General features: G+C 28.4%; 15 protein-coding genes and 1 tRNA gene. 3 read left to right on the forward strand and 13 right to left on the reverse strand.

All coding sequences use genetic code 11. The annotated features are described in order from the left end of the window. Positions 1–156 precede the first annotated feature (156 nt). The 6 genes from MKD41_RS11525 to MKD41_RS11550 form a co-directional block, all read right to left on the reverse strand. The gene (locus tag MKD41_RS11525; RefSeq protein ID WP_240242441.1) at positions 157–1,350 is read right to left on the reverse strand and encodes a primase-helicase family protein; all 1,194 of its coding nucleotides are present in this window, start codon (positions 1,348–1,350) and stop codon (positions 157–159) included. After that, positions 1,343–1,687 carry a hypothetical protein gene (locus tag MKD41_RS11530; RefSeq protein WP_240242442.1) on the reverse strand — a complete coding sequence of 115 codons (345 nt, stop codon included), beginning with the start codon at positions 1,685–1,687 and terminating at the stop codon, positions 1,343–1,345. The genes MKD41_RS11525 and MKD41_RS11530 overlap by 8 nt, the downstream gene beginning before the upstream one ends. Before the next feature lie 3 nt (positions 1,688–1,690). Continuing rightward, positions 1,691–1,972 (reverse strand): excisionase family DNA-binding protein, encoded by a 282-nt coding sequence (locus MKD41_RS11535; RefSeq protein ID WP_240242443.1) that lies wholly within the window; start codon positions 1,970–1,972, stop codon positions 1,691–1,693. 151 nt (positions 1,973–2,123) lie between these two features. Further along, positions 2,124–3,140: a hypothetical protein gene (locus MKD41_RS11540; RefSeq protein WP_240242444.1), complete on the reverse strand. Its 1,017-nt coding sequence runs from the start codon at positions 3,138–3,140 to the stop codon at positions 2,124–2,126. A 1-nt stretch (position 3,141) separates the two neighbouring features. After that, positions 3,142–4,224, reverse strand: coding sequence for a tyrosine-type recombinase/integrase (locus MKD41_RS11545; RefSeq protein ID WP_240242445.1), 1,083 nt, complete (start codon positions 4,222–4,224; stop codon positions 3,142–3,144). Positions 4,225–4,368: 144 nt separating this feature from the next. Then, a tRNA-Leu gene (locus MKD41_RS11550) sits at positions 4,369–4,450 on the reverse strand. 126 nt (positions 4,451–4,576) lie between these two features. Here MKD41_RS11550 and MKD41_RS11555 point away from each other — a divergent pair. The 3 genes from MKD41_RS11555 (at position 4,577) to pth (ending at position 6,865) form a co-directional block, all read left to right on the forward strand. Then, a complete protein-coding gene (locus tag MKD41_RS11555) occupies positions 4,577–5,518 on the forward strand; it encodes a ribose-phosphate pyrophosphokinase (protein WP_240242446.1) in 942 nt (313 codons plus the stop codon). 19 nt (positions 5,519–5,537) lie between these two features. Next, entirely contained in the window at positions 5,538–6,161 is a 624-nt protein-coding gene (locus MKD41_RS11560; protein WP_240242447.1) for a 50S ribosomal protein L25/general stress protein Ctc, read from the forward strand. A gap of 137 nt (positions 6,162–6,298) precedes the next feature. Further along, on the forward strand, positions 6,299–6,865 hold the full coding sequence (gene pth / locus MKD41_RS11565; protein WP_240242448.1) for an aminoacyl-tRNA hydrolase: 567 nt from the start codon (positions 6,299–6,301) through the stop codon (positions 6,863–6,865). A 48-nt stretch (positions 6,866–6,913) separates the two neighbouring features. Here pth and MKD41_RS11570 read toward each other — a convergent pair whose 3' ends face one another. Genes MKD41_RS11570 through MKD41_RS11600 form a run of 7 tightly spaced genes read right to left on the reverse strand, consistent with a single transcriptional unit; the run spans position 6,914 to position 13,776 of the window. Then, complete coding sequence (locus MKD41_RS11570; protein WP_240242449.1) at positions 6,914–7,369, reverse strand: 6-pyruvoyl trahydropterin synthase family protein; 456 nt, start codon at positions 7,367–7,369, stop codon at positions 6,914–6,916. Positions 7,370–7,384: 15 nt separating this feature from the next. After that, positions 7,385–7,570 (reverse strand): hypothetical protein, encoded by a 186-nt coding sequence (locus MKD41_RS11575; protein ID WP_240242450.1) that lies wholly within the window; start codon positions 7,568–7,570, stop codon positions 7,385–7,387. Further along, positions 7,570–8,325, reverse strand: a complete 756-nt coding sequence (locus MKD41_RS11580; protein WP_240242451.1) for an enoyl-CoA hydratase/isomerase family protein — start codon at positions 8,323–8,325, stop codon at positions 7,570–7,572. The genes MKD41_RS11575 and MKD41_RS11580 overlap by 1 nt, the downstream gene beginning before the upstream one ends. A gap of 11 nt (positions 8,326–8,336) precedes the next feature. Next, positions 8,337–9,671 carry an MATE family efflux transporter gene (locus tag MKD41_RS11585; RefSeq protein ID WP_240242452.1) on the reverse strand — a complete coding sequence of 445 codons (1,335 nt, stop codon included), beginning with the start codon at positions 9,669–9,671 and terminating at the stop codon, positions 8,337–8,339. Further along, a complete protein-coding gene (locus MKD41_RS11590) occupies positions 9,655–10,173 on the reverse strand; it encodes a GNAT family N-acetyltransferase (RefSeq protein ID WP_240242453.1) in 519 nt (172 codons plus the stop codon). Before MKD41_RS11590 ends, MKD41_RS11585 begins: the two co-directional genes overlap by 17 nt. Then, positions 10,173–11,024, reverse strand: a complete 852-nt coding sequence (locus MKD41_RS11595; protein WP_240242454.1) for an alpha/beta hydrolase family protein — start codon at positions 11,022–11,024, stop codon at positions 10,173–10,175. The genes MKD41_RS11590 and MKD41_RS11595 overlap by 1 nt, the downstream gene beginning before the upstream one ends. Before the next feature lie 10 nt (positions 11,025–11,034). Further along, positions 11,035–13,776, reverse strand: coding sequence for a PD-(D/E)XK nuclease family protein (locus MKD41_RS11600; protein WP_240242455.1), 2,742 nt, complete (start codon positions 13,774–13,776; stop codon positions 11,035–11,037). Between the last annotated feature and the right edge of the window lie 87 nt (positions 13,777–13,863).

Consider the following 13,863-nt stretch of genomic DNA (forward strand, 5'->3'; position numbering starts at 1 on the left):
CTTAACAAGTATTCAACATTATGTCAACAATTAAACTTTCACAAAATAACTTTTTTTCAAGGTCTTTAATTGTTGCGCTTTTGTTGTATTAAAGTTGCATTATAAAATACTGATATTTATATAATTACAACTTTAAATCAACAAATCAACAGAATTTTATGTTTTTATAAAATCCTCTTTATTAAAAGTAAAATACCTTCCTTTTTGCTTAACTTCATCTGTAATAAAATCACCACTTATTGTTTGATGCGTTAAAAAATATTTTGGATAAGATCCATTTTTACTCTCCAAACCAAAATGATTTTTTAAAACCTCCGATATTTTTGAAGTTGATGCTCTTATATTACTTTTTGATAAGATTTCTAATAAATCACCCAAGGAATATTTTAACTCATCTACTTCAAACTTAATAAAGCTATCGATTAATATTTCTTCAATTTCTTTATTTAAATAGGTTTTATTTCCTTTAATTAATTTAGATAAGGCAACGGTGTAAATCTGCTCTTTACTAAACCACATTCTGGTTTTTTTAGAAGATTTAATTCTGCGCTGGTTTAAATAATTCATAAAATAAGGAAGCTCTTTTTCAAGGTCTTTTAATAAATCTGGATTTTCATTTACATCAGGCAGCGTTGGAACTGTAAGCACCCAATACCTAATTTCATCCTTATCTACTATAATAAAATTCTCTTCATTATTAGAACACAAAATAAATTTACCAAAGAAAAACCCTTCAGATTTATCTATACCTTTTGATTCGGTTTTAAAACTTTGTGCGGTGGATAAATTTTTAATCCGTTCGCTATCTTCTCTTTTATCCAGTAATACTTCATCAACTGCAATTATTAATTTTGAAGCCCAATCTGAATTAAATCGACTTCTAAAATCTTCATTTTTGTTAATTGTCATATTACCTTGAAACACTAACTTTAACCAATTTAAAAAGGTTGTTTTACCTGTTTTTCGCTTTTCAGAAACTAAACATAAAATTGGCAACACCTGCGTTGGATGCTTCCATAAAATAGTTAAATAATCAATTCCTAAATTGTACTGCTCCCCAAAAATGTGTTTTAAAAATGCTTTGGTTTTTGGAAAATCTCCCATTAAAAAATTGTGTTCAACTTTTTCAAACTCATTATAAAACCCCTTAATTTCTTGGTGGTAATTAGTGTGCGAAGGTATGCAACAAAAACCATCATATTTTTTAATTGTATTTAGTGCTTCTTTACCTTCATCCGTTATAATTTCACTCTTTTTCCATTTTAAAAGTGTATTATACGTATCTCCGCTACAAAGGGGCTTTTGTCCCTTTTTATAGTAATCTGTGCCTATTCTTAAATACTCACTCATTTTTGTCTGATTTAATTGTAAGAGTTACTGGAATTAAACACCTATTTGGTTTTTTACTTTCTTTAAAATCAAACAATATTTTAAAGCCTGTTAAAGAAGTATCTTTTTTAAATGAACTATCCATTTCCTCTTGAATTACTTTCCAGTCGAATCTCGGATCACTATGTACTAGTTTTATAATCATTTTAATTCTGCCAATTGCAATATCTAATGATTTTGAAAGTACAAAGCTTCTATTATTGTCCATTTGTATTCTGAGCAAATCACTTTCTAATTGTTCTAAATGATAAACTATATCACTTAAATAATTTTTGTTTTCGTTTTTTAAAATACCCATAGCCTATCTTCTTTTAGTTAATGAATATTTTGTAGCTTCACGTTGCAACTCATCTCTAGATGATTGTCTATTGCGTAATAACCACTTGTCTAAATCTTCTTTTTTAAAGAATATTAGTTTTCCTTCTGGTTTGTAAAAAGGTATATTATTAGTAGATGTATGTTTATACATTTTACTTTTTGAAATACAACAATACATACAAGCTTCATCAAAGTTGAATACTGTTTTTTGAAGAAATAAGTAATTTTTAATTTCTTCTAGTTTTTGGAAAATTTTTGTTTCCATTTTTTAATTTTTATGAATTAATAAAATGGAACGTGCACGTCCCTTTACTTCCCTTGGGCCACTGCAAATGTGTAGGTTATTTTACTTTTTTTGATTTCAGTCATATGAAAACATCACATACGAGTCATTTGTGACGATTTATCATAATTAATTACGATTTTCTCTCTTTAAAAGTTTCCTTTTTTATTAATTCTATAATATTTTCTGCTCTTAAAAGCATTGTTTTTTGTTTAGCAGATAGACTTAAATTTCTTGATTTCGGGTTAAATGGTGCAACTCTTTTACCGTAATTCGTACTAGTTATTATTTTTCCAGATTTATTTTTAAATACTTTTGATTTCCCAATATTTGTATAGGTTAAATCGGTAAAAAATTCCATCAACTTAAAAAGTAATAATGCAGCTTCTTGAGGTGAGCAGGAAAATGTTATAAATGATTTGTGTTCATTATGATTTTTAAATAAGACATTTTCATAATCCTCAAATGATGTTTTATTTCCATCAATGTAATACTCAATAAAATCTTCATACATAAGTCTGAAATCTTTTTTGTAATACTCAATAAGATTAAAATTCTTTACTTCATCTTTAATACCATCACTGGTACTTTTCTTATTTTGTAAATTTCTTTCAATTTTTTCTTCTATTATATAACTACTAGGGTATATTTGCCTGTGATATTTTTTAAAAATATCGCTGCTTTCTGAATAATTGCAATTCCTAATTATTTTAAACTCTGAAAAATCATTTAACTCAAACATCATTTTATAAACATTATACCAACAACTAAACCAAGAACTTACCCGTTTTGAAGCATCTAAAATAGCTAATTCATTTAATAGGTTTTCATATAGTTCTTCATTCATTTTAATTTTAAACTTTTTACATTCTGGTAAAATATGTTTTATATATAATCTATTTAAATTATTGTTTTGAATCAAAGAATAACGATTTTCAAATTTTCGGTAAATTGAACTTAAAGAGTTTCTTTTTATCTTAAGGTCAATTGTCTTTTCGTTTAGCAATCTCTTACAATCATTATAAGCAAATGTTTCTGCATCACCTTCCTCTTTGCAATTTTTATATAAATCTTCAACCTCTTTTATAAAAGCATCTATATATTTTTTATACAAATCTTCGTAAATTAATTTAAAATCTTTTTCTTTCATTTTAAAAATTTATATCTGGTAAGTTATCAATAGCTTCGTCTTTTAAGTTCTCAATGTAGTTTAAGTACTTAATTGTACTTTTAGTTGAAGTGTGTCCCATTGCATCAGCAACTGTTTTTAAATTTGCTCCATATTGTAGCAATTGACATGCAAAAGTGTGTCGCGCGCAATAAAAAGTTATATGCTTATCAATTTTAGCCCTTTCAACCCAATTTTTAATACACTTATTAATTGCATTTGTAGAAAGCGAGATGCCTTTTTCGTTTTTTAGGTTAAAAATCGGGGTTGATTTAGACTGCTTTTCTCCAATTAATTTAAGCAATCCATCTTTTAACTTAATTTCTACTTTTTGCTTTGTTTTTTCTCGTTTTGTTGTGAGTTTACCATTCGCTACATTTTTCCAAGTAAGTATTTTTATCTCTGCCAAACCAAGGCCTGTATAACACGCAAATAAAAATGCTTTTTTAGTTTCTTCGTTTCCACATTTAGTTTTAACCAGCACACCTAATTCATCCGTAGTTAAAATTTGTTTTTTTAAAACACTATCGCCAATAACTTTTCTAAATTTAATATTTTTTGTTGGGTTGTTAATTAGTAAACCTTTTAGTTCAGCACTTTTTAAGATTTTTTTAAATCTTGTAAAATAATTATGAGGTGTTTCTCCAGATAAATTACAATCATCAATCAAATAATCTTTAAACCCATACATAATTGTAGGTGTAATATGAGTAACTTTTAAATCATTATTATCTAAATAATCTTTAAAATGTTTTAATGATGCGTCAACCATTCTAACATCCTTTTTTTTATAATTAGCTATAAAATCATCGGCAAAATCGAAAAAAGAAACATCTTTTAAATGTTTAGGGACATAATTTGTAGTTTCAGTAAGTATTTCAATTTCTCTATTAGACCTAATTAGCTCGGCTAAATTTTTTTTATCTTTTACAACCTCTTTAGAGTCGCTTTTATATATTTTTATATCTAAAAACTCGTAATACCTTTTTTTACCGTCCTCCTTAATATCAAGAAAAAATTTTTTAGACCCTTTGCTTTGCTTTCTAATTCTTAGATTAACAAACATGTTTTTTTAATTTTAGTACCATATTAGTACCAAATATAAGAAAAAAAAGCATAAAAAAAGGAAAGCAATAAAAACTAATTTTTGTTATATGTCTGTTTTTCAGACTTTTAGTTTTCTCTTGTTTTCCTTTTTTAGTGTATATAGTACCTCGAGTGGGAATCGAACCCACACTCCCGAAAGAACTGGATTTTGAATCCAGCGCGTCTACCAGTTCCGCCATCGAGGCTTTTTAAATGCGTGTGCAAATTTATAATTTTTTTTTATCAAAACCTTAAAAAAATCGCGAAGTTGTTTAATAACTCTATAATTAATTTTAAATTTGCGGCTCAACAAACAACAACACAACTTAAAAATGGGAAACAGTCAACTAGCACCAAAAATATTTGCATGCAGACAAAGTCAAGTTTTAGCACAAAATATTGCCGATTCTTACGGACTAGAACTTGGAAATGTTAAAATTTCAGAATTTAGTGATGGTGAATTTCAGCCAGCATTAGTAGATTCCGTTAGAGGAAGGCGGATTTTTGTAGTAGGATCTACATTTCCAAATTCAGACAATTTAATGGAAATGCTTCTAATCTTAGACGCAGCAAAAAGAGCTTCAGCTAGACATATTACTGCTGTTATTCCATATTTTGGTTGGGCAAGACAAGATAGAAAAGACCAGCCTCGTGTTGCAATTGGAGCTAAGCTTGTAGCTAATTTACTACAAGCAGCAGGAGCAACAAGAATTATGACTATGGATTTACACGCTGATCAAATTCAAGGTTTTTTCGAAAAACCAGTAGATCATTTATATGCTTCAACCATATTTTTACCATACGTAAAAAGTCTTAACCTAGACAATATTACCATTGCATCTCCAGACATGGGAGGTTCAAAACGTGCATATGCATATTCTAAATATCTAGAAAGTGAAGTAGTAATTTGCTACAAACAACGCCTAAAAGCAAATGTAATAGATACTATGGAGCTTATTGGTGAAGTAAAAGATAGAAACGTTATTTTAGTTGATGATATGATTGATACCGGAGGAACCCTTGCCAAAGCTGCTGATTTAATGATGGAAAAAGGAGCTTTAAGTGTTAGAGCAGTTTGTACACATCCGATTTTATCGGGTAATGCTTATGAAAAAATTGAAAACTCTAAACTTTTAGAATTAATTGTTTCTGATACAATTCCTTTAAAAAGAGAGAGTTCTAAAATAAAAGTTGTATCTTGCGCGCCTTTGTTCGCAGGTGTAATGCATAAAGTACAAGAAAACACCTCTATAAGCGGGCAATTTTTAATGTAATTAATTAATATTTAAATAAATGAAATCAATAACAATCTCAGGATCTAAAAGAGAAAGCGTAGGTAAAGTAGCTACTAAAGCCTTACGTAATGCTGGAAAGGTTCCTTGCGTAATATACGGAGGGGATAAACCATTACACTTTTCAGCTGACGAAGTATCGTTCAAAAACTTAGTGTACACGGCTAACGTATATACTGCAATGATTGAATTGGATGGAACTAGTTACCATGCAATTTTACAAGATATTCAATTTCACCCTGTAACAGACAAAATTTTACACGTAGACTTTTACCAATTATTTGATGATAAATTGGTAACAATGAATATTCCTGTAAGATTAGTAGGAACTTCTCCTGGTGTAATTAGTGGTGGTTCTTTACGTTTTGCAATGCGTAAATTAAGTGTAAGAGCTTTACCAGCTAATTTACCAGACTTTATTAATGCTGATATTTCTAAATTAAAAATTGGTCAAAAATTAATTGTTTCTGAATTAACAAATGATGAATATTCAATTTTACACCCAGAAAATACAGTAGTTGTTCAAGTTAGAACTGCACGAAGTGCTGTAATGCCTGAAGACGAAGATGAAGATGAAGACGCTGAAGGTGAAGATGGAGCAACTGAAGAAGCTGCTGAAGAATAAACTAATTATTTTAGTGAATAATATAAAAGCGTTGCATTTGCAACGCTTTTTCTTTTTATTACATTTGTTTTATGAAAATTTTAAAACAACTAAAATTACTTTTCATATCAAAAAAAGAAAAATCTACAGAAAATCTTATGAAAAAATTCTTAATTGTTGGCCTAGGAAATATTGGTGCTAAATACGATGAAACTCGCCATAATATTGGATTTAAAATTTTAGATGCGTTAGCATTATCTGAAAAAATTACTTTTGAAAGTCAGAAATTAGGTGCTATTGCTACATTTAGATTTAAAGGAAGAACATTTATTTTATTAAAGCCATCTACCTATATGAATTTGAGTGGAAAAGCAGTAAAATATTGGATGACAAAAGAAAATATTCCTTTAGAAAATTTACTGGTTATTTGCGATGATTTAAATATAGATTTTGGTGTAATTCGCGTAAAAGGAAAAGGAAGTGATGGTGGTCATAACGGACTAAAAGATATAAATAAAGTACTACAAACCCAACAATATCCACGTTTTAGATTTGGTGTTGGTGATGCATTTTCTAAAGGTAGACAAATAGACTATGTTTTAGGTACTTGGAATAAAGACGAAGACAAACAACTTCCAGAACGCATAGCTAAATCTTGCGATTTAATTAAGTCTTTTGGAACTGCTGGCCTAAACAATACAATGAATACTTTTAACGGTAAATAAACAATATATTTCTCTTTATTAAGAGAATTACCTCGTATTACAAGTTATTTAAAGCGCATTATCACTCGCAAACCATTCTGCGTGAGAACTACCTGTTTCTTGCAGTTTTAATGAGTGTAAACAAATAGTTTCTGGCAATCTATTTTTTATTTTTTCAGCAAAATCAATTAACATCATTTCACTTGTTGGTTGATAATCTACTAAAATAACATCGTGTCCTCTTTTTTCAAGTTCATTAGCTAATTCTACGTGCGGTGTGTTTTTATTAAAAACAGTAGCATGGTCAAATTTATCAACAATTTCAGAAAGTACTATTTTTTTTAAATCACCAAAATCAATCACCATTCCAAATTTTACGTTTGAAGCATCACTAATTGGCGTGCCAATAACTGTTACAGATAATTTATAACTATGTCCGTGTACATTTTTACATTTTCCATCGTAACCATACAAAGCGTGTCCAGTTTCAAAATCGAAATGTTTTGTAATTCTAATTTTACTCATTATTATACTCCTAAATTAATCGTTTAAATCTTTTCTGTTTTTTGCTTTGTAATACACAAAATATGCCAATGCAACAAGTACTACAAAAGGTAAATAAGTACCTATAACTACACCTATTTCATAACTACCATCTGGTGCATTCTTTATTTTTCCCTCAATATCAACTTGTTGAATTAAAAAAAGTAGGGTTGCCAATTTCATTATTTTTTAAATTTTTGAAGTGCTTTTTTAGTAAAATCTGAAAGCACCAACTTACCACTTATTTCGGCACGTTTATCTAATAAAGCATCCCAGTTTTGGGTGCCTTTCCACAATACTTTTTTCATTTCTTTTAAGGCATCTGGATTGTAAGAGGCCATTTTTAACGCTAAATATTCAACTTCTGTATCTAATTCAGAAATGGTTTCAAACACTCTTGCATACAAGCCTTTTGCTTTAGCCCAATAGGCATTTTTCCAACTTGTAGCATCTATTGTTAATTCGCTTAATGCTGCTACCCCAATTTTACGTTCTACGGCTGGGGCAATTACAAACGGACCAATACCAATTGTTAATTCAGATAATTTAATAGCCGCTTGTTCTGTTGCCAAACAATAATCACATGCTGCAGCTAAACCAACACCACCTCCAACAACTTTGCCTTGTATACGTCCAATTATTAATTTAGAACATTTTCTCATAGCATTTAGCACATTTGCAAATCCTAAAAAAAATTGTTTTCCTTCTTCAAAATTAGTGATTGCCACCAATTCATCAAATGAAGCTCCTGCACAAAAAGCTTTTTCTTTTTCGCTTTTTAAAATAATTACATGTACATCTTTATTAACACTTAAGTCATTAAAAGCTTTAGCTAAACGCTCTAATAATTCACTTGGAAATGAATTACTTGCTTCATGAAAAAATTCTATTGTTGCAATATTATTTTGAATATGTGTGTATAAACTTCCATTACTCATAGTATGCAAAGTTACGTGTTTTTATATAAATATTTGCGCCTAAATTTAACAACTAAAATACCAGACCTTAACAGCATCCAAACTGTAAAAGCGATCCAAATGGCATAAAGTTTTAAATCAAAAAAATCTCCTATTAATAAAGTTGGTACAAACCCTAAAAAAGTTGCCACTAAAAGTAAATTTCTAAGTATTACAGCCTCGGCCAACCCTTTAAATATACCATCAAAAACAAAAGCAACAGCATTAATGGGTTGCATTAAGAGCACTATCCAAAAAATGTTATAAAATGCATCTAACACTTCTTGTTCTTTAGAAAATACAATTCCAATTTGTGTATAGAATATACTACAAAAAGCGGTTAATATTAATGCTACTATTATTGAATATTTGCTTAGTCTACCGCTTAATTCCCATAATTTAGGATAGTTTTTTTCACCTAACAATTTTCCAGAAACTATATTACCAACACTTGCATATCCATCAATAAAAAAAGCAAAAAATAGCCAAATTTGAAACGCAATAGTTTGGGCTGCTATATATTGATTTCCATATTTTGTAGCATATGAGTTTGCTAAATACAAAGCAACATTTAAAGCAACAGCTCTAATTATTAAGTTAAAACTGATGGAAAGTAAATTCTTAATTTCTTTATTAAATGGAAATTTTAATTTATAACTAAATGGTGTCTTTTTTAATAATAAAATAATAGCTAATAACGCCATAACAGCTTGTGCAATTACACTTGCCCAGGCAGCCCCTACTACATTCATTGGCTCAATAAAACCTTCAACACCATAAACTAAAATAATATCTAAAACAACATTTAAAACTGCTCCAATTATACTTATTATCATTGGCCAAAAAGTATTCTGTAAGCCTCTAAAAACACCAAAAGCTGAAAATACAAAAAGTGTAAGAGGAAAACCTATTGCTCTTATTTTATAATAATCTACTGCATAATTCAAAATTAAACCTTCTGCATTATACATTTGAAAAATTTGATTAACAAAAAATAGAGTAACAATGTAAATAACAATACTTAAACTTAAATTTATAGCTATAATTTGAGCGGGTAATGTTGTAATTTCATCTAATTTTTTGGCTCCTAAATATTTACTTACAATGGCTGAAATTGCCGATCTGGTTTGTGCTAAAATCCAAACTAATGCAGAAATAAATGAGCCTGCAATACCAACTGCTGCCAATGCTTCTGTTGGATTTAAATTAATGTTTCCTACAATTGCCGTATCTGTTATAGATAATAGCGGTTCTGCAATTCCGGATATTATGGCTGGAATTGCTAATTTATTAATACCCTTAAAGGTAATGTTAGATTCTTTGTACATTTAAAATTTTCTCGTAACAATAAAATGGAAATTCACTCTGATTTGGAAAATAAATTTCCTCTAATTTAATATACCCTTGTTTTTTATAAAATTTTTGATTTCTAGTGTTTTGACTAAATGTATCTAATCTAATTGAATGAAACCCTTTTTTTAAAGCATAATCTTCGGAAAAACGCATTAATTTTTGCGCATAGCCTTTACCTTGAAATTTTGGATCTACAGCTAAGCGATGTACATACAAATTATGCTTATTTTTTGTTAACCACTTTACTGATTTATATTCTATATCTTCAATTTTAGTAAGCACAATTATACCTATAATTATATTATTATCTGTTAACTTCCACAGCTGTTGAAGTTCAATATCGCGGTATAAAGCATCTTTTGAAGGATAGGCTTCATTCCATTGAAAAATGCCGTTTTTAATCATTGTAGCTGCACAGTTTTTTGTAATGAAATAACAAGCTTCTAAATCGTTTTGTATAGCTTTTTCAATATGCATTATTTTGTTAAAATAAATTCTATACTTTTTGCTACAACCTCAGCTAAATGTGTTGGCATTTTAGGTGCCGTATAAGGTTCTGAACAACCTAACGGATGGTTCATTTCATCAATCATAAAAAGTATGCTTTTCGGATTCCAACTATGTAAATTTTCAGCTTCAATAGGTGGAACAACTTCATCTTTTTTACCCTGAATAATTAAATGCGGAATGATTAATTTTTGAACAGCATTTTTTATTGTTAAACGCGCTTCATTTTCTTTAAAGCTTGTATAAAACTGAAAATAATGTGGCATTTGTTGCTTTGTTCTGGAGTTTTCAATATAAGAAACGCCTTCTTTTTCCCAGTGCTGAAGAATTTTTTCATCTTTAGGAAAACGCATTCCAAAATCGGAAACTCCTGCCCAAGAAATTAGTTTAGAAACTCTATTATTTTCTGAAGCTTTTAGAGTTACTATACCTCCACCTCTAGAATGTCCAATTAACGTAATATTGTTTGGGTCAATCTCTTCTTTATAATAAGGATTTGTTACAATCCAATTTATTATATCTTCTAAATCGTCTAATTCGGTAATAAAATTATTGTGCCCAAAGGCTTCTAAATCTGGAAAATTAATTGGATTTTCTACAGTACCACCATTATGTGAAAAATTGAACTTCAGAAAGAATAAATTAGCATTTACAAATTCAGGAGCTGCTAAATTCCAGCCCCCCCAATCTTTAAAACCTTTATAGCCGTGGCAAAAAATTACAATTGGTTTTTTTATGTTATCTTTTTTGTAAAATACATCTGTTAAAATTGGTTTATTATGTTGTGTACTTTTAACTTGTATATTTGTTTTTGTAATCATTTTGTATGTTTTAAAATGGTAAATCTTGGTTTTGAATAAATGGTATTTCAGAATTTAAAATTTCTCTAATAATATTTTTAGTTTCATCCATAAACTCTTGTATTCTTTCTTCTGAAACAAGCGTATCTGCACCTCTAGATTTTTCAGAAAAATTCATTTTTAAAAACCCTGCATTTAAATTTTTAAATGAAATTATACCACTTTCTAATTCGGCTAAATTTGTTTGTAAATTAGAAGTGTACATATATGAATATAGCATTACTTGCATAGCTTTTGTGTATTTATAGTCTTCACTTATTACACTAAAATCGTGCATTTTTAATTGCCTTGCTTCTACTTTTCCTGTTTTATAGTCTATAATTCTTGTACAACCATTTAGCTCATCAATTCTATCTACAATTCCTCTTAAATTTATAGGAAAATCAATTCCTTCAATTGGAATTTCACAGTTTAATTTAGCTTCTAATGCAATAATTTTTAATCGGTTACCTTTAGTTACAAGTTGTAGTTCTTGCTTTAAAAATCGGTTGATATGGTTTTTACAAACTTCAAATATTAATTTATTTTTTCCTGTTTCTATATTTCCTTTTTTATAATGTTTTTCAAAGAATTTAATTAACAAGGTTTCAATTTTTTGTTGCATTTGAACTATGTTTTCCTTCAAAACAAAAGCACCTATAAATGGTGTGTACAATTGTTCTAAAACATCATGAATTACAGATCCCATAGTATTTGCAGCAATGGTTTCTTCAACTTCATCATCATCTCTAATTTCCAATACTTTTTGTTCGTAAAAACTAATTGGGTTGTAAATATAAGTTGCTAAAGCCGAAGGTGAAATTCCTTTTTCAAAAACAGTTTTTAACTTCTCTATTACTTCTGGCGTTTTTTCAACTTGAAGCAAAATTTCTTCATTTTTTTGAACTTTCGGATTTATTATTGTGTTTTTAATTGTTGGATTGTTAATTTCTAATTGCGTTAAAAATCTACTTTTTTCTCCAGCTCCATAACCATCAGTTTCTGTATTATAAATTAAATATACATTCTTTGCACGTTGTAATAAATGTTGAAAATGGTACGAGAAAATGGCATCTTTTTCTTGATAAGTTGGCATTTTAAAATACTTTTTCACATCAAAAGGCAAAAAAGAATTTTCGTTTTTGCTACCCGGTAAAACCCCTTCATTAACTGAAGTAACAATAATGGTTTCAAAATCTAAAGCTCTAGTTTCTAACATTCCCATTAATTGCAAACCTTTTAAAGGTTCTCCTTGAAAAGATAACTTTTCGTTGCTTAATAATTGATTGTAAAACTGTGTAAGCGTTTTTAAATTTGAAATATGATTATACGACTTATTTAAGGTTTCTAATTGCTTAAAAACAGTGTAAAAACGGTATAAATACTCTTTATCTACTCCATCTACATAATTTTTAAGCACAGTAGTTAAATTACTACATTGTTTAATTACGGTATTTACGTCAGTAGATAAATCAAACAATAATAAAACTTCTTTTAATTGCTCTTTTTCGGCTGTAGAAACACAATTTTCTATCATTTTTTTTGATAAAAATATAGTATTCTCACTTTTTAGCTTTGCAATTATTTTTTGAAGTAGCTCACCATGTAATTTGTTTAAAAACGGGTCATTTAAGAAGTTTAAGACGTCTTTATAGTAAAACTGTAATTGTGCTTGTTTGTTAAATTTTTGTTGATTTAAATAAAGTTTAAATAGCTTTTCAAATAAATTAGAAAATGGAATGTCTTTTAACGGATATCCCATAGTTATATTTATATTTTTAACACTGTTTGGTAAAGAATTTAGTGCCAATGCTAATAAATTTTCATCTGCTAAAACCAACGCAGTATTTTTATGATTTTCTAATTTAGATAATAATTCTCCTGCATACTTTATTTGAGTAATATTTTTGGGAGCTCCAATAAATTCAATGTTTTTCTCTTCTAAAACAGTATCATCTATCCATAAAAAAGGCGCTGTTTTATAATAAGCCCATTCTTTTTTATATTTTCTTAAAAAAACACCAGCTTCATTGGTATTTTCGAATAAACTCGGATTTGAATCCCAATAAATTGAAGCCAACTTATTATTTAGCAGTTCTTGAAATATTATTTCTTCAGCTTTATTTAGCGCATTAAAACCAATAAGAACAACATGCTTATCCTTATTATTTACTATATAACGTTCTAAATTAGCTACAGCTTCTCTATAAATTAAACCTTGATAGCCGAACTTATTTTTTTTTAATTTTTTATACAACGAATTGTATAATGTATTTAAATGTTCAAAAAACTGAAGGTAGTTTACAGCTAATTTACTTGGTGTTTTATCTTGAAACCAATACTCAATTTTTTTTACGTCTTTTAAATTTGAAAAAAGGTCTTTTGAATTTACTAAATAACTATCAATCTCATTAAAATCGTGCAATGCAATTGTTGCCCATTGAGAGAATGTTTCAAAGGGTTCTATTAAATCTTGCTTTAAATTTTCTTTATAAATACTATAAAATTCAAAAAGTAATTGTGTTGTATCTATTAAATTAACTTCGGCAAGTTCTTGAATATAGTTTTCAATACTAATAATTTTAGGCAAAAATGTACTTGAAACTGTACTATCTACAAGTTCTTTTTTTAAAAATACACAAGCACGCTGACTTGGCAATACAAATACACAATTTTTAATTGTAGTATTTTTACTTATAACGTCTTTAACGACTTTTGAAATAAAAGAATCCATAATTTTTTATAAACTATAAAAGTACAAATGCCATTTTAATTGAAATGCATTTTAAGCAATTAATGTAAAAGTATTTTTAAATAAAAA

The organism is Lutibacter sp. A64, assembly GCF_022429565.1.
Taxonomy (GTDB): Bacteria; Bacteroidota; Bacteroidia; order Flavobacteriales; family Flavobacteriaceae; genus Lutibacter.

Excerpts from the sequence above, each read along its gene's own strand:
- MKD41_RS11575 (WP_240242450.1), bottom strand. The coding sequence starts at position 7,570 with ATGAAATTGGCAACCCTACTTTTTTTAATTCAACAAGTTGATATTGAG.
- MKD41_RS11580 (WP_240242451.1), bottom strand. The coding sequence starts at position 8,325 with ATGAGTAATGGAAGTTTATACACACATATTCAAAATAATATTGCAACA.
- MKD41_RS11590 (WP_240242453.1), bottom strand. The coding sequence starts at position 10,173 with ATGCATATTGAAAAAGCTATACAAAACGATTTAGAAGCTTGTTATTTC.
- MKD41_RS11560 (WP_240242447.1), top strand. The coding sequence starts at position 5,538 with ATGAAATCAATAACAATCTCAGGATCTAAAAGAGAAAGCGTAGGTAAA.
- MKD41_RS11530 (WP_240242442.1), bottom strand. The coding sequence starts at position 1,687 with ATGGGTATTTTAAAAAACGAAAACAAAAATTATTTAAGTGATATAGTT.
- pth (WP_240242448.1), top strand. The coding sequence starts at position 6,299 with ATGAAAAAATTCTTAATTGTTGGCCTAGGAAATATTGGTGCTAAATAC.
- MKD41_RS11600 (WP_240242455.1), bottom strand. The coding sequence starts at position 13,776 with ATGGATTCTTTTATTTCAAAAGTCGTTAAAGACGTTATAAGTAAAAAT.
- MKD41_RS11545 (WP_240242445.1), bottom strand. The coding sequence starts at position 4,224 with ATGTTTGTTAATCTAAGAATTAGAAAGCAAAGCAAAGGGTCTAAAAAA.
- MKD41_RS11595 (WP_240242454.1), bottom strand. The coding sequence starts at position 11,024 with ATGATTACAAAAACAAATATACAAGTTAAAAGTACACAACATAATAAA.
- MKD41_RS11555 (WP_240242446.1), top strand. The coding sequence starts at position 4,577 with ATGGGAAACAGTCAACTAGCACCAAAAATATTTGCATGCAGACAAAGT.
- MKD41_RS11570 (WP_240242449.1), bottom strand. The coding sequence starts at position 7,369 with ATGAGTAAAATTAGAATTACAAAACATTTCGATTTTGAAACTGGACAC.
- MKD41_RS11585 (WP_240242452.1), bottom strand. The coding sequence starts at position 9,671 with ATGTACAAAGAATCTAACATTACCTTTAAGGGTATTAATAAATTAGCA.
- MKD41_RS11540 (WP_240242444.1), bottom strand. The coding sequence starts at position 3,140 with ATGAAAGAAAAAGATTTTAAATTAATTTACGAAGATTTGTATAAAAAA.
- MKD41_RS11525 (WP_240242441.1), bottom strand. The coding sequence starts at position 1,350 with ATGAGTGAGTATTTAAGAATAGGCACAGATTACTATAAAAAGGGACAA.
- MKD41_RS11535 (WP_240242443.1), bottom strand. The coding sequence starts at position 1,972 with ATGGAAACAAAAATTTTCCAAAAACTAGAAGAAATTAAAAATTACTTA.